This window comes from Pseudomonas sp. FG-3G (assembly GCF_901007645.1).
In the GTDB taxonomy this organism is placed as follows: Bacteria; Pseudomonadota; Gammaproteobacteria; order Pseudomonadales; family Pseudomonadaceae; genus Aquipseudomonas; species Aquipseudomonas rhizophila.
Window position 1 is genome coordinate 356,429 of the sequence record NZ_CAAKGZ010000020.1, and the last position, 20,232, is coordinate 376,660.

Annotated in this window: 15 protein-coding genes; 9 read left to right on the forward strand and 6 right to left on the reverse strand. The window is 61.1% G+C overall.

The features are described 5' to 3' along the window. Positions 1–8: 8 nt before the first annotated feature. The 3 genes from PSEUDOMOFG3G_RS11335 to PSEUDOMOFG3G_RS11345 form a co-directional block, all read right to left on the reverse strand. On the reverse strand, positions 9–4,706 hold the full coding sequence (locus PSEUDOMOFG3G_RS11335) for a dermonecrotic toxin domain-containing protein (protein ID WP_139049967.1): 4,698 nt from the start codon (positions 4,704–4,706) through the stop codon (positions 9–11). A 136-nt stretch (positions 4,707–4,842) separates the two neighbouring features. After that, on the reverse strand, positions 4,843–5,562 hold the full coding sequence (locus PSEUDOMOFG3G_RS11340; RefSeq protein ID WP_076384441.1) for a FadR/GntR family transcriptional regulator: 720 nt from the start codon (positions 5,560–5,562) through the stop codon (positions 4,843–4,845). A gap of 239 nt (positions 5,563–5,801) precedes the next feature. Continuing rightward, positions 5,802–7,538 carry an IlvD/Edd family dehydratase gene (locus PSEUDOMOFG3G_RS11345; protein WP_047225783.1) on the reverse strand — a complete coding sequence of 579 codons (1,737 nt, stop codon included), beginning with the start codon at positions 7,536–7,538 and terminating at the stop codon, positions 5,802–5,804. A gap of 193 nt (positions 7,539–7,731) precedes the next feature. Here PSEUDOMOFG3G_RS11345 and PSEUDOMOFG3G_RS11350 point away from each other — a divergent pair, with 193 nt between their 5' ends. The 9 genes from PSEUDOMOFG3G_RS11350 (at position 7,732) to PSEUDOMOFG3G_RS11385 (ending at position 14,684) form a co-directional block, all read left to right on the forward strand. Continuing rightward, positions 7,732–9,054, forward strand: a complete 1,323-nt coding sequence (locus tag PSEUDOMOFG3G_RS11350; protein ID WP_047225784.1) for an MFS transporter — start codon at positions 7,732–7,734, stop codon at positions 9,052–9,054. A gap of 147 nt (positions 9,055–9,201) precedes the next feature. Then, positions 9,202–10,194: an AraD1 family protein gene (gene araD1 / locus PSEUDOMOFG3G_RS11355; RefSeq protein WP_139049968.1), complete on the forward strand. Its 993-nt coding sequence runs from the start codon at positions 9,202–9,204 to the stop codon at positions 10,192–10,194. Positions 10,195–10,206: 12 nt separating this feature from the next. Continuing rightward, a complete protein-coding gene (locus PSEUDOMOFG3G_RS11360; protein ID WP_139049969.1) occupies positions 10,207–11,787 on the forward strand; it encodes an aldehyde dehydrogenase (NADP(+)) in 1,581 nt (526 codons plus the stop codon). A gap of 234 nt (positions 11,788–12,021) precedes the next feature. Next, complete coding sequence (locus PSEUDOMOFG3G_RS11365; RefSeq protein WP_171061359.1) at positions 12,022–12,318, forward strand: DUF5629 family protein; 297 nt, start codon at positions 12,022–12,024, stop codon at positions 12,316–12,318. Next, the gene (locus PSEUDOMOFG3G_RS11370) at positions 12,305–13,480 is read left to right on the forward strand and encodes a lactonase family protein (RefSeq protein WP_139049971.1); all 1,176 of its coding nucleotides are present in this window, start codon (positions 12,305–12,307) and stop codon (positions 13,478–13,480) included. Before PSEUDOMOFG3G_RS11365 ends, PSEUDOMOFG3G_RS11370 begins: the two co-directional genes overlap by 14 nt. A gap of 155 nt (positions 13,481–13,635) precedes the next feature. Continuing rightward, positions 13,636–13,815 carry a hypothetical protein gene (locus tag PSEUDOMOFG3G_RS11375; RefSeq protein WP_047225788.1) on the forward strand — a complete coding sequence of 60 codons (180 nt, stop codon included), beginning with the start codon at positions 13,636–13,638 and terminating at the stop codon, positions 13,813–13,815. Between the two features lie 162 nt (positions 13,816–13,977). After that, positions 13,978–14,103 (forward strand): hypothetical protein, encoded by a 126-nt coding sequence (locus tag PSEUDOMOFG3G_RS28010; RefSeq protein ID WP_256676792.1) that lies wholly within the window; start codon positions 13,978–13,980, stop codon positions 14,101–14,103. A gap of 114 nt (positions 14,104–14,217) precedes the next feature. After that, the gene (locus tag PSEUDOMOFG3G_RS11380) at positions 14,218–14,430 is read left to right on the forward strand and encodes a hypothetical protein (protein WP_139049972.1); all 213 of its coding nucleotides are present in this window, start codon (positions 14,218–14,220) and stop codon (positions 14,428–14,430) included. After that, positions 14,427–14,684 (forward strand): hypothetical protein, encoded by a 258-nt coding sequence (locus tag PSEUDOMOFG3G_RS11385; RefSeq protein WP_139049973.1) that lies wholly within the window; start codon positions 14,427–14,429, stop codon positions 14,682–14,684. The genes PSEUDOMOFG3G_RS11380 and PSEUDOMOFG3G_RS11385 overlap by 4 nt, the downstream gene beginning before the upstream one ends. A 35-nt stretch (positions 14,685–14,719) precedes the next feature. Here PSEUDOMOFG3G_RS11385 and PSEUDOMOFG3G_RS11390 read toward each other — a convergent pair whose 3' ends face one another. The 3 genes from PSEUDOMOFG3G_RS11390 to PSEUDOMOFG3G_RS11400 are packed head-to-tail and all read right to left on the reverse strand — an operon-like array spanning position 14,720 to position 20,201. Further along, positions 14,720–15,322, reverse strand: coding sequence for a glutathione S-transferase (locus tag PSEUDOMOFG3G_RS11390; protein WP_139049974.1), 603 nt, complete (start codon positions 15,320–15,322; stop codon positions 14,720–14,722). Continuing rightward, entirely contained in the window at positions 15,319–18,960 is a 3,642-nt protein-coding gene (locus tag PSEUDOMOFG3G_RS11395; RefSeq protein ID WP_139049975.1) for an AAA family ATPase, read from the reverse strand. The genes PSEUDOMOFG3G_RS11390 and PSEUDOMOFG3G_RS11395 overlap by 4 nt, the downstream gene beginning before the upstream one ends. Further along, the gene (locus tag PSEUDOMOFG3G_RS11400) at positions 18,957–20,201 is read right to left on the reverse strand and encodes an exonuclease SbcCD subunit D C-terminal domain-containing protein (RefSeq protein ID WP_139049976.1); all 1,245 of its coding nucleotides are present in this window, start codon (positions 20,199–20,201) and stop codon (positions 18,957–18,959) included. The genes PSEUDOMOFG3G_RS11395 and PSEUDOMOFG3G_RS11400 overlap by 4 nt, the downstream gene beginning before the upstream one ends. Positions 20,202–20,232: the final 31 nt, after the last annotated feature.

Consider the following 20,232-nt stretch of genomic DNA (forward strand, 5'->3'; position numbering starts at 1 on the left):
AACAGAGATCAAGGCGCCAACGGCAAGAACTTGCTCTGCGCCAACGGCCTGCCGATCTGCCCTCGATGCACATTCACCACCGCATAAGGGCTTTTCGCCTTGGCCAGCATCGAGTGATAGTGCTCCCGGCGTTGCTCCTTGGTTTTCAGATGCGCGACGCTGAAATCCGCTTTCGGCGTATCGGCCGCTTCGTAGTGAAAATGCGCATACCACAGCGGCCAACCGTCGCGGTCATTGATGGCGTATTCCTGAAGGAAATCCTTGCGCTCGCTTTTCAAGGCTTTGCGTTCGCCGAGCCGGGCAACCTGTATCAGATTCTTTTCGAACAGGTAGCGCAGGTTGCTGTCGGTGGGCGGCAATTTGAAACTCAGTTCGGTGCGCAGGGCGCTGCCCCGAGTGGCCAGGCGGGAAGCTGCGTTTGACAGTTCATCGATCAATGTTTGATCTGCTGGTGTGCGCGGTTTTGTCGAGGCGGTGAAGGCCCTTTCCAGTTCTTCGCAGCGTTTGCGGTAGCGACTCGCCTCATTGTTCATGATCTCCTCGATTTCCTGAGGAAAGCGGCACTGGGTTTTATATCGCTCTGCGCTCAGTAAACTGTTTTCCAATTGATCCAGCAGCTTGCGCGCTTCGCTCTTGATCGTTTTGATCGCTCTGGTGCGCGGTGGTGGCGGAACCGGTCGTTGTACTTCGACGATGTCCCAGACGTCATCGTGCTGTGAATACGTGGCGAGTAACTCGTCATCGACTTCGGAGCGTAACTCGACGACTTCAATCGGCAGGGAGGTGCCGGCGGGTTTCAGATCACCAATCAACACGCCCCCCTTACGGGTTTTGATCACCTTTTTTTGCGGGCGCCCGCTCGCCGTTTTGGTGCGTTTTTGCGGACGCTTGCGCGGTTGCGGCGCCGGTTTTAGCTCGGCGGACAATGTCTTGGAGGCGTCGTCATAGAGCTGTTCGATCAGCTTGAACAGCCTGTCGAAATAGGATGGGTCAATGTCGCTGGCATTGAGTGCCTTGATGCCCTGCATGGCATCAAGGGAAGCGCCATAGTTTTCGGTCAGACTTTCCAGCACTTCAAGCCGCTCCGAAGGGGGCAGGTCATATGTTCCCAGGTCGGAGTGGGAGCGCACCTGTTCCAGCAAGAACTTGATGAGGTTATGCAGACTGGCGGGAAGGTCGGAGTCGGGGTTTTTGACCAGCAGGGCCCCGAGTATGGGTAACTGCACGGCCTTGGTGGCCAGCGCCGTTCTTTCTTCCTCGGGACGGTCCTTGGTCAGCCGCTCGAATATCTGCGCGCCTTCGGCATCCAGGTTCAATAGCGCGTCCAGGTGTCGATCTTTGAGTTCCAGCCAATAGATGGAACGATCGTTGATGACGCTCATTGCGTCGAGGTACGCAAAGTAGCCTGCGGGGTTGTCGGCGACAGCCTCCTTCAACGCCGGTCCGTTTTTTATGAATTGGATATTGGCGGCATCCAGGGCCAATAAATCCAACTCGACGACAAGAAAGGCTTTACGGGCATTGTTGACCACGTTTTCCATCAGGGCGCGAAGCATTTCCGGGGGCAATGTCATGTCAAGGCCGGCATATTCGGTTGCTTTGTTCAGCAGCCGCAGATAATCGTCAGTCTGGTCCTGGAGCAATTCATAAAACTGCGTACGTTTTGCCGCACGTTGCTCCTCGGTAAAGGCGCCTTCCTGAGTTCTGCTCATGACTTCCTGGGCAACTTGCACGGCCTTTAGCTTATCGGCTTCCTGTGCATGATAATTCGCTAGCTCCCGGCTCAGTTCCATCCCCCGCTGGGCCCTGAGCTTGCGCAGTTCGGCCACCCGCTTTGGGGGCATGCCCCCGCGCAGACGCAGGCGTAGATCCATGGACCAGTTGCCTTGGGTATCCGATTTCAACACCGGACCATTTTTTGCCGAGTCTCGTGGAGCCTGCGGGTCGACGATCACCGTATTGCCGTCCGGCTCCGGACTGATCCGATACAGTTGGTCTTCCACCAGTGCGTGCCATTTGTTCTGGATGACGTACAAGCCTGTGTAGGGGCCATATTTGATCGGTTCAGGCATTGAAGTGGGACGTGGCACCTGTAGCCGCTGCAGCCGGTTACGTTGTTCCGCTGTCAGGCGCTGGCGGGCACTGGCGAAACTGAGGTCCAGGTGCCTGCTGGCGCCCTGCAAGTGTTCGCCGGGCAAGCCCACCGGCCCTTCGAGAATGCGAGGCGACGCAGGCGCAGGCCATTGCTCAGGGATGACGCGCGGTGCTGGGGGACGCATCGCCTGTTCCTTCAGCGCATCGGGCAACGGTGCATGGGACAAGGCGCTGATGGCGGGAAACTGGTGCACCAGCATGCCGAGGTTGAGCAGCAGATCGACAGCGGCGAGCTCCCGGGTCACCGGGTCTTCGCTGCTCAGTGCCGGGATATCCTGGCTGGCGCTAGCCATCAGGCTCCACAGCCAGAAGGTGGCCATGACCGGGCCACGCAGCAAGGGCATCAGCAACGTATTGAACAGCAGGCTGCCGCCCTTGAGGAGCATGGCCCAGCGGCTCTCGCTGTTGGAGACTGAATCACGGTCGGCCTGGGAGATCAGGGCGCGGGCATTGCTGCCGTAAAGATACAGCATCAGCTCGCCGTTGCGCAGGAACTGCCGCAGTTCATCGTTTGCACCGTCGATGGCCAGCGTCGCAGGGGCGGGCTTGGCGGGGAGGTTGAATTCATCGCCCTGGAAAAACCGCACGATGTGCGGCTCCTGGAAGCCGCCATTGGCATAGATCGGCCGTGCGGCATCAGTCATCCAGGTCAGGATGCTTTTTTGCAGGTCCCCTGGGGTGACGACGGCCTTCAGCAGTGCCTCGCGCGTCGGGAACTCTTGCAACGAGGGCGCGTAAAGCGGGCGATACAGCAGGTGTGGTCCGGTTTGGACATCCTCCGGCTCGATAATGAACATATTGTTCACGATGTCGGGGTGGGCCTCGGGTTTGCGCAGGAAGGCCAGGTGGCGGATGACTACCGGTCGACCGCCTACCTGTTGGCTATCGGCCCCAGGATTGAGCAAGGCTTCAACCAGGCCCAGTCCTTGGCGGGTCACACCGTTTTCGTGGTTGAGCATTTGCTGGAAGGCTTCAAGCGGCAACTGTGCCGCGATCTGTTCGGCAAATATTCGCTGGCGTTCCTGGGCTTGAGGTACATCGTCCAACAGCCGTTGTTGCAGGTAGCGGGGATAGGCCGAACCAATGTCGACCTGTTCGATCAGCCCGTTCTTGCGGGTAATGAAGTCCGGCGTCAACCACCGGGGCAGCGTCAGGCCCAAGCGATGGCTGAGGATCAGGTTTGCACTCGGTCGGGCGATGAGGTTGTTGATGGCCAGTTCGGTCAGGCTCATCGTCCGTTTTTCGATGATCCCTGTGGTCCCGGGATAACCAGCCGCCACGCTGAAGGTCAGCTCCACATCGTTGGGGTGGTAGCGGCTGGATAGAACCTTGTCCGGGCTGCTGTTGTTGGTTGACTGCATCTGCTTGAGCAAGGCGTCGGCGGCAAAGGCCCTGATGTCTTCAATGTCGCTGAGAAAGGTGCGGCCCTGGTGGCGTTTTTTCGCGCTGGCCAATGTCAGGCTGTAGTGCTGGAATTTCGTTTGATCGACGATGGAAGCTTTTTTCAACCAGTCGGGCAACAGCGGCTCGATCCGTGCCGACGTTTCCGGCGTCAGACGCGGCGCGTCAAGCAGATAACGGGCAGGGTCGCTCAGCTCCTGGTAGAGCGTCGACAGGTCTTGCAGGCCAATCCGCGAAGGCAACTGCACTGCGTTCAGGTCGGCCAGTTGCTGCTCCAGCACCATAGCCGCCTGGGTGTCGAAGACATTGCCACTGATCTCGTTGCGTTGACAGGTGAGCGTGTCGACCACGTACCGGCTGGCGATCAGTGCGCCCCAATGGTGATTGAAGGCTTCCAGGGATGCAAACGACTGCACGGCGCCGCCAGGGCTGCATAGCAGGAGGAGGGCTACGCCCTTTTTGGAGTGGCTCAGGAGAATTTCGCTGCCGGTCACTACGCTGCTGGAGCTGTCTCGGATGAGCTTGGTTTCCAGGCTGTAGGCGTAGACGGGGGACGGGTTGTTGCGGCGAAAGCGCTGCTCGCGCTCCGGCCAGCGGACGATCTGGTCCAGGGCTTCGCGCGCCTGGTCAGTGAGGCCGGGTTGTCGCAGCCTGCGGATAGACAGCGTGTTCTTCAGTGCATCGCTGAGCCAGCGCCAGCGGCTGAGGTTATTGCTTGTGTCGATTCCGGCGTTCCAATAGCGGGTCAGCGCATCCTCCAGCCCGATCGGTACGCTCCAGGGCAGTTCAAGCAGCAGTTTTTCGATGACCCTGATGTCCAGCTTCCCGTCGTCTGGTGAGAGCTCGCGGGGCGGGGTGTCGGTAAGAAAACATCGACGCCCACCGCGCTCCGTGAAATCCACGGGCGTGCCGAGGGCCAGGTATTCGAGGACGCGGGGCATGAACGGTTGGAGCGTAAAGCCGCGAGAGGCTGGGTCCGGTGTGGCCAATCGGGTCTTGGACAGGTCGAAGGTCAGCGAGGGGTATTTTTCCTTGATGGCTTGCTCGAGCATGCGTTGCGCGATTTCTTCGAAGGTCGGGCGGCTGGCAAATAGCAGGCTGACCCTTTGCGCCAACGCGGGGAGCGTATTGGCCGGAGCGGGTGCGGTCATATGAAATCCTTTTCATAAATTCATGGCCGCCGGGAGTGACGACGAGGGAAGTATCGACATCCCGCTCCTGCGAGGGCGGTAAATAAATACCACCCTGGCGAATGCGGGTTATGCCTGGCCTCGTCGGGAGGGAAGATCAGGAAGGGTCGGCGCCCAGCACCACATTCAGTGCGCTGCGGGCATCGTCAAGCTGCACCAGCGTGGCATGGCGGGCGCCGAGAGCGTCGCGGTTCTCGATGGCGGTAAGGATCGCCTTGTGGCGCGGCATCGCCAGTTCATGCAGGTTGGGCCGCTGGTTGGAGTGCTTGAGCGCTTCGGCGATGGCCACCGACAACATGTTGCACAGGTTGGCGAGCAGATCGTTGTGGGTGGCGTCGGCGATGCGGCTGTGGAAGTCCAGATCCGGTTGCAGCACTGCCTCGGGAGTCGGTGCCGCCTCCATGCGCTGGTAGGCCTCGCGGATGGCGGCGATGTCGGCATCGTTGGCGAACTGTGCGGCGAGGGCCGCGGCGGCCGGCTCGATGATGCTGCGCACGCTGGTCAGCAGATTGAAGAACTCATTCTGCGGGCTGCTTTGCATCAACCAGTGCAGCACATCGGGGTCGAGCATGTGCCATTCCCGGCGCGCCTTGACCACCGTGCCAACCCGTGGCCGCGAATACACCAGACCCTTGGCTACCAGCACGCGCGTGGCCTCGCGCAACACCGGACGGCTGACGGCATACTCCTCGCACAACAAAGCTTCGGCGGGCAGTTTATCGTCGGGTTTGAACCGTCCGGAAACGATCTGCATGCCCAGTTCCTGGACGATGCGCGCGTGCATGCTTTTGCGGTCGGAGGGTTTACGGTAGTCCATGGGGGGGGGCGCGATCCTGTGCGAAGGGGATGCAGCGCATGATAGCAGGCGCGGCGAGGGCGGGTCGCTAGTGCGATTTTGATGTAGACCCGAGCCCATTGTGGGAGCGAGCCTTTGTGGGAGCTGAGCTTGCTCGCGATGAGGCCCTGCCAGTCAATATCTCTGTTGTCTGTTACACCGCTATCGCGAGCAAGCTCAGCTCCCACAAAAAGCTTGCTCGCGCAAGGGGATGAGTGGGGTCAGTGGGAGTGACGCGGCACCTCGGCGCCGCGGCAACCGACCAGGAAGTCGAAGTCACAACCCTGGTCCGCTTGCAGCACATGGTCGATGTACAGCTGACGGTAGCCACCCACCAACAGGTTCTGCGCTGGCGGCAGGTCGGCCAGGCGGGCGGCCAGTTCGGCGTCGCAAATGTCCAGGTGCAGACGCCCGCTGGCGCAGTCCAGTTCGATCCAGTCACCTTCCTTCACGGCCGCCAGTGGTCCGCCGGCTGCGGCTTCCGGGGCCACATGCAGCACCACGGTGCCGTAGGCGGTGCCGCTCATGCGCGCATCGGAGATACGCACCATGTCGGTCACGCCCTGGGCCAGCAACTTGGCCGGCAAGCCCATGTTGCCCACTTCGGCCATGCCTGGATAACCCTTGGGCCCGCAGTTCTTCATCACCAGAATCGAGCTGGCATCGACATCCAGCTCCGGATCATTGATCCGCGCCTTGTACTCGTCGAAGTTCTCGAACACCACCGCGCGACCACGATGCTGCATCAGCTCGGGCGTGGCGGCGGAGGGTTTGAGTACCGCGCCCAGGGGCGCCAGGTTACCGCGCAGCACGCAGATACCGCCGTCGGCCCGGATTGGGTTGTCCAGGGTGCGAATGACTTCGTCCTGGCCATAGATCGGTGCGTCCTTGGTGTTCTCGCCAAGGCTCTTGCCGTTGACGGTCAGCGCGTCGGGGTTAGGGATCAGGTTGGCTTCGCCGAGACGGCGCAGCACGGCGGGCAAACCACCGGCGTAATAGAACTCCTCCATCAGGAAGCGCCCGGACGGCTGCAGGTCGACGATGGTCGGCATGCCTCGACCGATGCGGGTCCAGTCGTCCAGGTCCAGTTGCACGCCGATGCGTCCGGCAATGGCCTTGAGGTGGATCACCGCGTTGGTCGAGCCGCCGATGGCTGCGTTGACGCGGATGGCATTTTCGAAAGCCTCCTTGGTCAGGATCTTCGACAGTTTCAAGTCTTCACGGACCATTTCCACCGCACGCATGCCGGACATGTGGGCCAGCACATAACGGCGCGCGTCCACCGCCGGAATCGCGGCGTTGTGCGGCAGCGACGTGCCGAGGGCTTCGGCCATGCAGGCCATGGTCGAGGCAGTGCCCATGGTGTTGCAGGTACCGGCCGAGCGGGACATGCCGCCCTCGGCCGCAAGAAAATCATCGATCGTGATGGTGCCGGCCTTGACCTGTTCACTCAACTGCCAGACCACCGTGCCCGACCCGATGTCCTGGCCCTTGTGCTTGCCGTTGAGCATCGGCCCGCCGGTGACGACGATAGCCGGGACGTCGCAACTGGCGGCGCCCATCAGCAAGGCTGGGGTGGTCTTGTCGCAACCGGTGAGCAGCACCACGCCGTCAATCGGGTTGCCGCGAATCGCCTCTTCCACGTCCATGCTCGCCAGGTTGCGCGTCAGCATGGCGGTGGGGCGCAGGTTCGATTCGCCGTTGGAGAACACCGGAAACTCCACCGGGAAGCCCCCGGCCTCGATCACGCCGCGCTTGACGTGTTCGGCGATCTGCCGGAAGTGCGCGTTGCATGGCGTCAGCTCCGACCAGGTGTTGCAGATGCCGATGATTGGCTTGCCATGAAACTGATGGTCGGCGATGCCCTGATTTTTCATCCAACTGCGGTACATGAAGCCGTTTTTGTCGGCGGTGCCAAACCATTGGGCCGAGCGCAGGGAGGGTTTCTTATCAGACATGATCGATTCTCTTATTGTATGACTATATGGTTTTAGCTTGCGCCTAACATAAGCGTAATTTGCTCTGTTTGGAAGTGTTGTTGGGTAAATAGTATTACTATATAGTCCGATTCAACGAAGGGATTGTCCTGGCGCTCATTGGTCAGAGAAATCCCCCAAGGTTCTATAACAACAACAATCGGAGACCGGTCCCATGAGCCAGGAATTGCGGCTTATTCGCCGCATCACGCTGAAACTGATTCCTTTCCTGATCCTGCTATACCTGATCGCCTACGTGGATCGCTCCGCCGTGGGTTTCGCCAAGCTGCACATGGGCGCCGACATCGGCATCGGCGACGCCGCCTACGGCCTGGGCGCCGGGTTGTTTTTCATTGGCTACTTCCTGCTGGAGATCCCCAGCAACCTGATGCTGGAACGCTTCGGTGCCCGGCGCTGGTTCGCGCGGATCATGATCACCTGGGGCGCCATCACCATCGGCATGGCGTTTGTGCAAGGGCCTTACAGCTTCTATGTGATGCGCTTTCTGCTCGGCGCGGCGGAAGCCGGATTCTTCCCCGGCGTGCTGTACTACATCACCCAATGGTTCCCGGTCCGCCATCGCGGCAAGATCCTGGGCTTGTTCATTCTGTCTCAGCCCATCGCCATGATGATCACCGGCCCCGTCTCCGGCGGCTTGCTGGGCATGGACGGCATCCTGGGCCTGCACGGCTGGCAGTGGTTGTTCATCGTCATCGGCCTGCCGGCGGTCTTGCTGACCTGGCCGGTGCTGCGTTATCTGCCAGATGGGCCGCAACAGGTGAAGTGGATGGACCAGACCGAAAAGGACTGGCTGACCGCTGAACTGAAAAAAGACCTTGAGGAATACGGCCAGACCCGGCACGGCAATCCGCTGCACGCCTTGAAGGACAAGCGTGTCCTGCTGCTGGCGCTGTTCTATCTGCCGGTGACCCTGAGCATCTACGGGCTGGGTCTGTGGCTGCCCACGTTGATCAAGCAATTTGGCGGCACTGACCTGGTGACCGGTTTCGTGTCCTCGGTGCCCTACATCTTCGGCATCATCGGTTTGCTGATCATTCCTCGCAGTTCCGACCGCTTGAACGATCGCTACGGCCATCTGGCCGTGCTCTATGTGCTGGGCGCCATCGGTCTGTTCCTCAGTGCCTGGCTGACGGTGCCGGTGTTGCAACTGGCGGCGCTGTGCCTGGTGGCGTTCGCGCTGTTTTCCTGCACCGCGGTGTTCTGGACCTTGCCGGGGCGTTTCTTTGCCGGCGCCAGTGCGGCGGCGGGTATCGCGCTGATCAACTCGGTGGGCAACCTGGGTGGCTACATCGGGCCATTCGTGATCGGTGCGCTGAAGGAATACACCGGCAACCTGGCGTCGGGGCTGTACTTCCTGTCCTGCGTGATGGTGTTCGGCCTGGTGTTGACCGGCGTGGTGTATCGCCTGCTGGAGCGCAAGCATGTGCTGCCGGCGGAGCAGTTCGCGGCCAGTGCGCGGGGGGCGACGCGGACCTGAGGTGATTGAAATCCCCTGTGGGAGCGAGCCTGCTCGCGATTGCGATCTGTCAGTCGCATCAATGTTGCTGACCCAACGCTATCGCGAGCAGGCTCGCTCCCACAGGGGTCAGCGTGTTATTCAAGCTTTGTTTGCAGGGAGAAAAATATGCGTTTAGTTCAGTTCGAATTGAATAACGGCGAACGCCGCGTCGGTGTGGTCGAGGGTGAGCAAGTGCGCGAAGTGCAGGGCGCCCGGACCGTGCGCGACCTGGCTCTGGCGGCCATTGAGGCGGGTGTGAAGCTTGAGCAGCACGTCAACAGCCTGGGCCTGGGAACCGCCCATGATTACCCGCAGTTACTCAGTGAACTGCGCATTCTGCCTCCGCTGGACCACCCGGACCCGGCGCACCTGCTGGTCAGCGGCACCGGCCTGACCCACCTGGGCAGTGCCTCGGCCCGGGACAAGATGCATCAGCAGGCCGGCGACGAAACCGCCATGACCGACACCATGCGCATCTTCAAGTGGGGCGTGGAGGGCGGTAAGCCTGAGAGCGGACAGGCCGGTGTGCAACCGGAGTGGTTCTACAAGGGCGACGGCAGCATCGTGGTCCGTCCGGGCCATCCGTTCCCGCTGCCGCCGTTTGCCGAAGATGCCGGCGAAGAGCCGGAAATCAGCGGGCTGTATGTCATCGGCCACGACGCTAAGCCATACAGACTGGGCTTTGCGGTGGGTAACGAGTTTTCCGATCATGTGATGGAACGCAAGAATTACCTGTACCTGGCCCATTCGAAACTGCGCAGTTGCAGCTTTGGCCCGGAACTTCGCCTGGGTGAACTGCCTCAACATCTTTCCGGGACCAGTCGTATCCTGCGCAACGGCCAAGTGCTGTGGCAGAACGAATTTCTCAGTGGCGAGGCAAACATGTGCCACAGCCTCGAAAACCTTGAGTTCCACCATTTCAAGTACAGTCAGTTCCTGCGTCCGGGTGACGTGCACGTGCATTTTTTCGGCACCGCGACCCTGTCGTTCGCCGACGGCATCCGCACGCAACCGGGGGATGTGTTCGAAATCAGCCAGACCGAATTCGGCGCACCGCTGGTCAACGGCATTGCCCCGGTGGACGCGGTGTTCAACCCGGGCACTATCGGCACACTTTAAAGGAGACTTTCGATGAACCAGATCCTTGGCCACAACTACATTGGTGGCGCGCGCAGCGCGGCCGGCCAGACACGCTTGCAGAGCCTTGACGCCAGCAGCGGCGAAGCCTTGCCCCATGAGTTCGTCCAGGCGACGGCCGAAGAAGTTGACGCTGCCGCCAAGGCTGCGGCTGCCGCTTATCCGGCCTACCGCAGCTTGAGCGCAGTGCGCCGGGCCGAGTTCCTCGAAGCCATTGCCGATGAGCTGGATGGCTTGGGCGATGAGTTCGTGGCCGTGGTCTGCCGGGAAACCGCCTTGCCGGCGGCGCGGATCCAGGGTGAGCGCGGTCGCACCAGCGGCCAGATGCGCCTGTTCGCCAAGGTCTTGCGTCGCGGCGATTTCTACGGCGCGCGCATCGACCGGGCCCTGCCGGAACGCACACCGTTGCCGCGTCCGGACTTGCGTCAGTACCGCATCGGCCTGGGGCCGGTTGCGGTGTTTGGCGCCAGTAACTTTCCTCTGGCATTTTCTACAGCAGGTGGCGACACCGCGTCGGCCCTGGCCGCGGGTTGCCCGGTGGTGTTCAAGGCCCACAGCGGCCACATGGCAACGGCCGAGTGGGTGGCTGATGCGATTATTCGCGCGGCTGAGAAAACCTCGATGCCGGCCGGCGTGTTCAACATGATCTACGGCGGTGGTGTTGGCGAATGGCTGGTCAAGCATCCGGCGATCCAGGCGGTAGGCTTCACCGGTTCCCTCAAGGGCGGCCGGGCCCTGTGCGACATGGCCGCCGCGCGGCCCCAGCCGATCCCGGTATTCGCCGAGATGTCGAGCATCAACCCGGTGATCGTGTTGCCGCAAGCGTTGGAAAAGCGTGCCGACAGCGTCGCCCGCGATTTGACAGCCTCGGTGGTACAGGGCTGTGGTCAGTTCTGCACCAATCCCGGCCTGGTGATCGGCATCCGTTCGCCGCAATTCAGCGCCTTCACCCAACAAGTGGCCGCGCTGATCGGCGATCAGGCGCCGCAAACCATGCTCAATGCCGGCACGCTGCAAAGCTACGGCAAGGGCCTGCAGAAGTTGCTGGCTCACCCGGGCATCGAACATCTGGCCGGACGTGCGCAACAGGGCAACCAGGCCCAACCGCAGTTGTTCAAGGCTGACGCCAGCTTGTTGATCAACGGTGACGAGGCGCTGCAAGAAGAAGTGTTCGGCCCGACCACGGTGTTTGTCGAAGTGGCGGACCCAGCCGAGCTCACTGCCGCGCTGCACGGCCTGCACGGTCAGTTGACTGCAACCATGATCGGGGAGCCAGCGGATTTCGAGCAGTTCAGCGAATTGACTCCGTTGCTGGAGCAAAAAGTCGGTCGCATCCTGCTCAACGGTTATCCAACCGGCGTCGAGGTCTGCGACTCGATGGTCCATGGCGGGCCTTACCCGGCGACGTCCGATGCCCGTGGGACTTCGGTGGGTACGCTGGCGATCGATCGTTTCCTGCGCCCGGTGTGCTTCCAGAACTACCCCGACAGCCTGCTGCCCGAGCCTTTGAAAAACGCCAATCCGTTGGGCATCCAGCGATTGGTCGATGGGGTGCCGGGGCGCGAGGCGCTCTGATCGCAGTCAGGCAGTTGCATTGAGGTTCAATGGGCTGCCGCTATCGCGAGCAGGCTCGCTCCCACAGTGGATGGGTGGTGAATACAAGATGTGTGTTCGCTGCAAATCCAATTGTGGGAGCGAGCCTGCTCGCGATGCGAGCTGGCAGTTGACCGTGCTTTCGAACCTTTTGGCCCAAGGCCCACTCCCACATTGGGTTATCATGAGCACTTTCCCAACGACCGACTGATTGCCATGACTGCCTCGACCGACACCCTGCTGCACGCCCTCGAAACCTGCGACATGCTGATCATCGACGGGCTGCACGCATTCGATTTTTCCCTCGACGAACAAGACCAGTTGCACGTCGAGTGCATGAACGGTCGCACCCTCGAGCATTGGCGCTTCACGCCTGCGCAGATGGAGGCCGCGACGTTCGACGTGGTCAAGAAACACTGGATCATCACCAGCGATTCGGGCGACCACCACTTGGAGTGCGTGGAAGCGACCAGCGGCCACGACGATGAGGAAGACACACATGAGGATGCGTAGTTTCTGGCCCTTGTTGATGGCCGGTAGCGTGGGTGCCATGGGCGTCCAGGCAGAGACCGATGAGCGCCATCAACTGTTGGTGGGTTCCTATACCGCCGGCCAGAGCCAGGGCATCTACCGCCTGCAATTCGACAGCCGCAACGGCCAGCTCGATGCCCAGCCGTTGCAAGTGATCAAGACCGACAACCCATCGTGGCTGACCCTTTCCAAGGACATGAGCCGGCTGTTCGTGGTGAATGAAAACGGACCGGGGCAAAAAGACCCGGTGGGCAAGGTCAGCAGCTACGCCATTGACCCGAAGACCCATGAGCTGAGCCTGATCAGTCAGGTGCAGTCATTGGGCAACGAACCGACTCATTCGAGCCTCAGTGGCGATGGTCGACATTTGCTGGTCAGCAACTATTCGGTGGTGGAAGACCCGGGAGGCACCCTGGCGGTGTTGCCGGTGGGAACCGACGGTAAGCTGTCGCCGGTGGTGCAACTGAGCAGCCATCAGCCGAGTCGGATCAATCCCGAGCGGCAGATGTCCGCCCATGTGCACTCGGCCGTGTCTTCGCCCGATGGCAAGTACGTGTTCGCCAGCGACCTGGGGGCGGACAAGGTGTTCATCTACCGCTACGACCCCAAGGCCAACCCCGAACTGCCACTGACCGCCGCCGATCCGGCCTTCGTGCAGTTGCCGCCCGGCAGCGGCCCGCGTCATCTGCTGTTCAGCGCCGACGGCAAGCATGCGTGGCTGACCATGGAAATGAGCGCCCAAGTGGCGGTGTTCGATTATCAGGACGGGCGTTTGACCCAGCGGCAACTGGTCGACCTGGCAGCGGGTAAACCACAGCCCGGCAGGGCGGCGGCAGCGCTGCATGCCTCCAAGGATGGCAGGTTCCTGTACGTCAGCAATCGTGGCACCACCAACGAAGTGCTGGTGTTCGCCATCGACCCGGCTGCCGGCACGCTGAAAGAGCTTCAGCGCCGCTCCGTGGAGGGCGATCATCCGCGGGAATTCAGCCTCGATCCGAGCGGGAAATTCCTGCTGATCGCCAATCAGAAGAGCAACCAGATCGTGGTTCTCGAGCGTGACCCCAAGACCGGCCTGCTGGGTAAAACCGTGCAAAAGCTGGCGATGGATGCGCCGAGCGACTTGAAGTTCATGCTCCCTCAGTAAAGCGCAGGCCCCGATTTTCGGGGCCTGCGTCGCTGTATCAACAAGACTGATATTCGCTAGTGTTGCAAAGCATTTCAAAGCGAGACGCCTCGGCGCGTAAGTTTGCTTCACGGCCCAACCGGGCAGGCAAGCCAACTCATCCGAGGACTACCGACATGAATCTGAATCTCTTCTCCGTGATCGCTGCTTCCGCTATCTCCGCCACCGTAGCGCTGCCAGCCAGTGCCAACATTGAAATCAGCGACAAGAAAAATCGCACCCAGAGCTATACCGAAAAATACCTGCAACAGAGCGCCAACTTCTACGCCGCCCTGGACCACAAGACCCAACACTGAACCGCGCTGAAGACTGAAGCCTGCGATCTTTTCATCTTTGAAAAAGAGAAAGAATCGCAGGCTTTGCCTGCTCCTACGAAAAACCCGCTGTAATATCACATGGCCATGTGTTTAAATTTGACGCTAGTAAATTGACTCCTTCTCCAACAAGAGATCGACACTATGGCGATGCGTCTGGCAATGATGCTGCTGTTCCTCTATTCCACCCCCATTGTTTCGGCTGCCCAGCCAACCCCCGGCGAGCCGGACGCTGCTCGTGAGCGATTATTGAGCCTGCTTAGGGACTGATCTGTTTGGATTAGTAATCAATAAAACTGATAGACACTATGCGTATTGGTCGCTATTAAAATCGGTTTAGTTGATTGATTCTGTGGGCACTGAAACATGCCCACGGAGAACCCCATGGCCAGCGCAATCCTATCTTCTGCCAGACACGGCGCGTACATCGCCATCGGCCTGTACGTGGCGATGGTGTTGGTGGTTAGCCTCGGTGCCCAATACCAAGGCTCTGCCGAGACCTCTCTCCAGGCCGCCCGGCCTTCTGTTCATTATGGTCCCCCGGTTGCCCGCGCGGCGCTCGAGCATGGCGCCGCAAAAGAGGCGGTCGGCGCATGAACAGAAGCAAGTTTTGGGTGATTGCATTCCTGGCGTTCATCACCAATGGTTTTTCATTGCTGGGTCTGGGGCAAGCCTCGGCGGGATCTCTGGCGCGGACCATCGAGTGCAACCACAACATCGCGCACAACATCCTGACCGCCAAGGCTTTGGGGGCGTTGGTGGGGAATCCGCCGGTCAAGCCCAGGGTTGCCGTCTTCGGGCCTTTTCAGATCGATTGTGCAGTGCTGCGCATGTGCAGCGTGGCTGCCTGAAGCCAGTCACAAAAGCTGTTCACCGGGTGGGGTGATTACTTGGCCATGATCGCCACGAACAACTCGGAATCCAGCAAGCCTTGCAACCAACGCTGTAGGCGAGGGTAGGGCGCTGCGGCAAACCATTCCCGGTCGACATGAGCAAACTGCCGTACGAACGGCATCACCGCCACGTCGGCCAGGCTCTGGTAATCCGCCGCCAGAAATGCTCGGGTTTCAAGCAACGCTTCCAGCCTTTGCAAGAAGACCTCGCCCTCGGTCCGATAATGTTCCAATGGATACTCGGGATGGCGCTCGGGGTATTTGTAGCGGTTCAGATGAAGCTTGAAGACCTGGTCGTTTTCCTCGATCAACGCGGCCGTCAACGCATGGCCTTCGAGGTCGCCAAGCAATCTCCAATTATCCGGATCGTGCTGCGCCAGGGCCCAGTGCATGATCTCCAGGCTTTCATCAATCACCTTGCCATCGACCTGCAGCACCGGCACCGTACCCTTGCTGGAAAGCGCCAGCATTTCGGGCGGCTTGGCCTTGAGGCTGACTTCGACAATGTTCAAATCGACCGCGCTGTAGCGCAACGCCATGCGCGCTCGCATCGCGTAGGGACAACGCCGGAACGAGTAGAGCGTGGCGCGGCTCATTTCACCTCCACGGTACTCAAGCCATTCCCTTGACGACGAACCTGGATCTGCACCGGGATCCGCTCATGCATTTCCTGCACGTGGGAAATCACCGCAACCTTGCGTCCCTGGGCTTGCAAACCGTCGAGAGCATCCATGGCCAGTTGCAGCGATTCGGGGTCCAGGCTGCCAAAGCCTTCGTCAATGAACAGCGATTCGATTTTCAGCGTGCTGGAAGCCATCGAGGCCAGGCCCAGCGCCAAGGCCAGGGAAACCAGGAAGGTTTCACCGCCGGACAACGAATGCACCGAGCGCAGCTCATCGCCCATCTCTGTGTCCATCACCAGAAGCCCCAACATGCTGCCACCGCGTTTGAGCCGGTAGCGGCGCACCAGTTGTCGTAGCTGCACGTTGGCGTGATGCACCAGCAAATCGAGGTTGTACGCCTGCGCCAGCTTGCGGAAGCGGTCGCCGGTGGCCGAACCGATCAGCGCATCGAGCCGTGCCCAGCGCTGGTACTCGGTATAAGCCTGTTCGATCTGCTGGGCCAGGGCCTGGTTGGCGTTCTGCCTGCGCTGGTCCTCGGCCTGTTCGGCGCGTAGTTCGGCGCAGCGCTGCTCGCTGGCGGTAAATTGGCTTTGAAGTTCGGTGAGGGCCTGGGCCAGTTGTTCAGATTCCAGGTTGCCGTTGTGCTGGGCCTGATGCTGTTGCAGGCGCTGCTCGCGCTCAGTGAGCAACACGCGGGCTTGCTCAATGGCTTTTTCGCTGTTGAGCAGTTGCTGACGCAGTTGGCCGACACTTTGCTCGTCCAGGTCAAGCAAGGCGGTCAGAGAGGCATCATCCAGTTCCGGGTGGCTGGCGCGCCATTGTGCGATGCCGGCGGCCAGGGCTGTGTGTTCAGTGTCCAGCGCGTGAGCTTGTTCCTGGCGGGCCTTGAGTTCGGCGGCCAGTTCCACCCGGTTGTGGCGTAGCGCTTGCAGTTGTTGATTGGCCGCTGTTTCGGCGCTGTGTGCCTGTTCCAGGGCCTGGTCGAGTTGCTGCTGCCACTGTTCGGCGCTGGTGTGTTCGCCCAGCAATTGCTTGAGCCGCTGCTGGCAGGCCTGCTGTTGTTCCGTCAGGGCGCTCAGTTGCCGTTGCGCGAACTCCAACTGCTGGAGGCGGGTTTGCTGGCGATCCTGCTCTTTCTCCAGGGCCTGCTGACGCTGAAGCTGCTCGCTGAGTTCGTCGCGTTGCTGTTCCAGGTGCGCCAGGCGTTGAGCGATCTGCTGGTCAAGCTGCATGAAGGTCGCGGCCGGCTCGGTGCGCAGGGCCTGTAGTGTGTCTGCCGGCAACAACGTACTGAAGTGGCTCAGTTCCTCGTCCAGGCGCTGGCGATCCCGGGCTAGCTCCTGCTGTTGGTTGTTCAGGTGCAGTGATGCCTGCTGATGCGCAGTTTCAGCCTCGCGCAAGTGCTGCGCCAGGCGCGCGGCGTCCTGTTGCAGCGTCAGCAGGGCGGCCTGGCGTTGTTCGTCCTGACTGATACGCAGGTTGAGCTGACTGCTTTGCTGGTCCAGCCAGGCGTCGCGTTTGGCCGCATCCTGGGCCAGCAGTTGCACCGAGAGCGGATGGCTTTCAAGGGCGGGCGCCAGACTTTGATGCTGGCTGGCGAGCTGTTCCTGTTGCTGCTTGAGTTCTTTGAGCTGGGCGATGACGCCGCTGTATTGCGCGCGCAGGTCGATGACTTTTTCATGGAGCGACTCGACGGCTTTGCGTGCATTGGCCTCTTCGGTTTCATCAAAACGCCCCAGGCTTTGCAGCAAGGCTTCGGGCTGATGGTAAGGATGCTCGACGCTGCCACACACCGGGCATGGCTGGTCATCCTTGAGCTGTTCACGCAATTGTTCGACGCTTTCGCTGCGGGCCAGGCGCTGACGCTCCAGCAGTTGGCGGGTGACGCTCAGGGTCTGTTCGGCAATCGCCAGTTCGGCCTTGGCTTCGCTGCCTTCGCGTACCAATCGGTCGCGTTCCTGCAACGCCTGTTGCTGGCGCTGTTCAAGCTCGGCACCTCGCTTGTCCAGCTCCTGCTGGCTGGCCCAGAGCCGCGTCAGATCCTCGAATGCACGCAGTTGCTTGCGATTGTCTTGGAGCAGATTAGCGAGCAACTGGATCTGCTCGGCCACCGCTTGCGGTTCGGCGTCGGCTTCCTTGTAGAGCACTTCGAGGTTTTGCCGGTGGGTTGCCAGGTGCTCGGCGGCGTGGGCGGCATTTTGCTCCAGGGTGGCGAGTTCAACCTGACCCTGGTTCAGGCGATTGCCAATCAGCATCAGCTGTTGGAGGCGATCACGATAGGCCTGCCAGGCGTCGCTCAACGGCGCCAGGTGAGTGCTTTGTTCAAGCTCCCCGGCGATTCGCTGCAAGCGCTCGGCCACCTGTTTTTGCTGCTCAAGCAGCGTGTCGATGGTGCGCTGGCCTTCGCTACAGGCGTGTTGTGCCTGCTCCTGGCGTTCGGCGCTTTGGCGAGCCTCCTTGTCGAGGCGGGCGAGGGTGCCTTGTTCTTCAAAGGCCTGGCGCAGCAAGGGGGCGCTGTCGGTGCTTTGTTGTCGGGCTGCGGTCAGCGCCAGTTGCGCAACGCCCAGGCCTTTCTCCAGCTCGGCCTGGCGTTCATGCAGATCGATCTGCTGCTGGGTGAGCTGCTGAACCTGTACGGCCAGGGGTTCGAGCTGCCGGGTCAGTTCCGTCTGGCGGATGAACTGATGCCGTTGCGGCGCGAGTTGTTCCAGGCGGGTCAGCTTCAGGCGTTCGTCGGCCAGGGCGTCCCAGTCAGTTTGGGCCTGTTGCAGTTGCTCGGCGGCGCTGGCCCGTTGCTCTTGCAACTGGCGCAGTTCCTTAAGCCAGGTGTGTTGCTGCTCCAGTTGCTTGAGTTGCGCCTGTTGGGTCTTGAGCTGTTGCTGGGCTTCGTTGAAGCGCTGGTCCAGTTCGGCGCGGGCCTCTGGGGCCAGTGGTGTGACGCCGGTGGCCTGGTCCTGCAATTGCTTGTGGGACTCTTTGGCTTGCTTGGCCTTGTCGAAGGCGCGCCGGCCCAATCGGGTATACAGGGCCGTATCAGTGAGCTTTTCCAGCAGCTCGCTGCGGTCGTTGTCGTCGGCCTTGAGGAATGCACTGAACTCGCTCTGGGCCAGCAACACGGCACGGGTGAACTGTTCAAAGTTCAAGCCCAGGGCGGCTTCGAGCTGGGCCTTGTATTCGCCTTTCTGACTCGCCAGCAACTGATCGTTGTCCAGATCCCGCAGGCTCTGGCGGCTGGCTTGCAGCTTGCCACCGGCCTTTTCCCGGGCGCGATTGGCTTCCCAGCGCGCACGGTAGCGACGGCCGTCGATGCCGCGAAAATCCACTTCGGCGTAACCATCGCCAGTACCACGGCGCAACAGCGTACGCGGATCGCCCGTAGCGATTTCGCCGTCGGCGTCCGGCACCTTGGCGTCGCGCCCGGTGTTGTTGAGGCGCGGCACGGCGCCGAACAGCGCCAGGCACAACGCGTCGAGCAGGGTGCTTTTACCGGCGCCCGTGGGGCCGGTGATGGCGAACAGGCCTGCACTGGCAAGCGGTTCGGCGGTGAAGTCTATTTCGAAGGGCCCGGCCAGGGACGCGAGGTTCTTGAGACGGATCGCGAGAATTTTCATGGCTGCTCGCCCTCCATCTGCACGTCTTGCAACAGCACGGCAAAATCCTTGAGGGTCTGTTCGTCCACTTCGTTGCCGTAGGTGTCTTGCCAGGCGCGGCTGAACAATTCCTGCGGGCTCAACTGATCCAGTTCCACCAACGCGGCGCCGTCATCGACGTTTGTGCTGCCGCCGTTGCCGGCGTATTCGGCGGCGATCCGCACCAGGCGCACGGCTTTGCCTTGCAGGGCGGTTTCCACTTGATGGCGCAGGTCAGGCTGCGGCTCATCGAGGCGCACCCGCACCTCCAGCCAGGGCTGGCGCTGGACATCGGCCAACAGGTCGATGTCCAGCAGGTCCTTGAGTTGCACCAGAATATCGGCCAGGGGTGCCGGGCCCAGGCGCTGCAGATTGACGGCCCGGGGAATCAGCCGTGGCTCGACTTTGACCAGGGTTTCGCCTTCCAGGGTGATATCGAGAATCTGATGCTGATAACCGATTTCCGAAAATGACAATGGAATCGGCGAGCCGCTGTAGCGGATGCGCTCTTCGCCGTTGACCTTTTGTGGTTTGTGCAAATGGCCGAGGGCGACGTAGCTGATGCTCGGGCCGAACAGGCTGGCGGGCAGGGCCTCGGCGTTGCCAATGATCAGGCTGCGCTCGGAATCCTCGGACACCGAGCCGCCGGCCATGTGGGCGTGGCTGATGGCGATCAGTGCCTGGCCCTTCTTGCGTTTGTCGTTGGCGGCGGCGATCAGCCATTCATGGACCTGACCGATGCCCCGCAGGTAATCGTCACCCAGTTGTGCGCCGGTCACCTCGGCAGGCCGCAGGAATGGCAGGGCCAGGCACCAGGCCTTGACCTTGCCCTTGGCGTCGGGCAGCGGCAGCAGCAAGCGCTCGACGTCCAGTTGCCCGTCGTCCAGCCACAACACCCGGCCCAGGGCATGGGTGCGCAACCGACGCATCAGCGGCGCCGGCAGTTCGATGCGCGAACCGGAGTCGTGGTTGCCGGCGATCATCACAATGGTCAGATTGGCGTTTTGTTCATGGGCACTGACGATGAAATCGTACAGCCGCTCCTGGGCTTTGACCGGCGGGTTCACCGTGTCGAAGATATCCCCGGCAATCAGCAGCACGTCGGGCTTTTCACTGGTCAACTGACGCAGCAGCCAGTCAAGGAAACAGGCGTGTTCGAAGTCGCGTTCCTGACCGTGCAGGTTTTGCCCAAGGTGCCAGTCGGAGGTGTGGAACAGACGCAAGATGAACTCCAGAAAACAGATGATGGCCGCG

Excerpts from the sequence above, each read along its gene's own strand:
- PSEUDOMOFG3G_RS11335 (WP_139049967.1), bottom strand. The coding sequence starts at position 4,706 with ATGACCGCACCCGCTCCGGCCAATACGCTCCCCGCGTTGGCGCAAAGG.
- PSEUDOMOFG3G_RS11340 (WP_076384441.1), bottom strand. The coding sequence starts at position 5,562 with ATGGACTACCGTAAACCCTCCGACCGCAAAAGCATGCACGCGCGCATC.
- PSEUDOMOFG3G_RS11345 (WP_047225783.1), bottom strand. The coding sequence starts at position 7,538 with ATGTCTGATAAGAAACCCTCCCTGCGCTCGGCCCAATGGTTTGGCACC.
- PSEUDOMOFG3G_RS11350 (WP_047225784.1), top strand. The coding sequence starts at position 7,732 with ATGAGCCAGGAATTGCGGCTTATTCGCCGCATCACGCTGAAACTGATT.
- araD1 (WP_139049968.1), top strand. The coding sequence starts at position 9,202 with ATGCGTTTAGTTCAGTTCGAATTGAATAACGGCGAACGCCGCGTCGGT.
- PSEUDOMOFG3G_RS11360 (WP_139049969.1), top strand. The coding sequence starts at position 10,207 with ATGAACCAGATCCTTGGCCACAACTACATTGGTGGCGCGCGCAGCGCG.
- PSEUDOMOFG3G_RS11365 (WP_171061359.1), top strand. The coding sequence starts at position 12,022 with ATGACTGCCTCGACCGACACCCTGCTGCACGCCCTCGAAACCTGCGAC.
- PSEUDOMOFG3G_RS11370 (WP_139049971.1), top strand. The coding sequence starts at position 12,305 with ATGAGGATGCGTAGTTTCTGGCCCTTGTTGATGGCCGGTAGCGTGGGT.
- PSEUDOMOFG3G_RS11375 (WP_047225788.1), top strand. The coding sequence starts at position 13,636 with ATGAATCTGAATCTCTTCTCCGTGATCGCTGCTTCCGCTATCTCCGCC.
- PSEUDOMOFG3G_RS28010 (WP_256676792.1), top strand. The coding sequence starts at position 13,978 with ATGGCGATGCGTCTGGCAATGATGCTGCTGTTCCTCTATTCCACCCCC.
- PSEUDOMOFG3G_RS11380 (WP_139049972.1), top strand. The coding sequence starts at position 14,218 with ATGGCCAGCGCAATCCTATCTTCTGCCAGACACGGCGCGTACATCGCC.
- PSEUDOMOFG3G_RS11385 (WP_139049973.1), top strand. The coding sequence starts at position 14,427 with ATGAACAGAAGCAAGTTTTGGGTGATTGCATTCCTGGCGTTCATCACC.
- PSEUDOMOFG3G_RS11390 (WP_139049974.1), bottom strand. The coding sequence starts at position 15,322 with ATGAGCCGCGCCACGCTCTACTCGTTCCGGCGTTGTCCCTACGCGATG.
- PSEUDOMOFG3G_RS11395 (WP_139049975.1), bottom strand. The coding sequence starts at position 18,960 with ATGAAAATTCTCGCGATCCGTCTCAAGAACCTCGCGTCCCTGGCCGGG.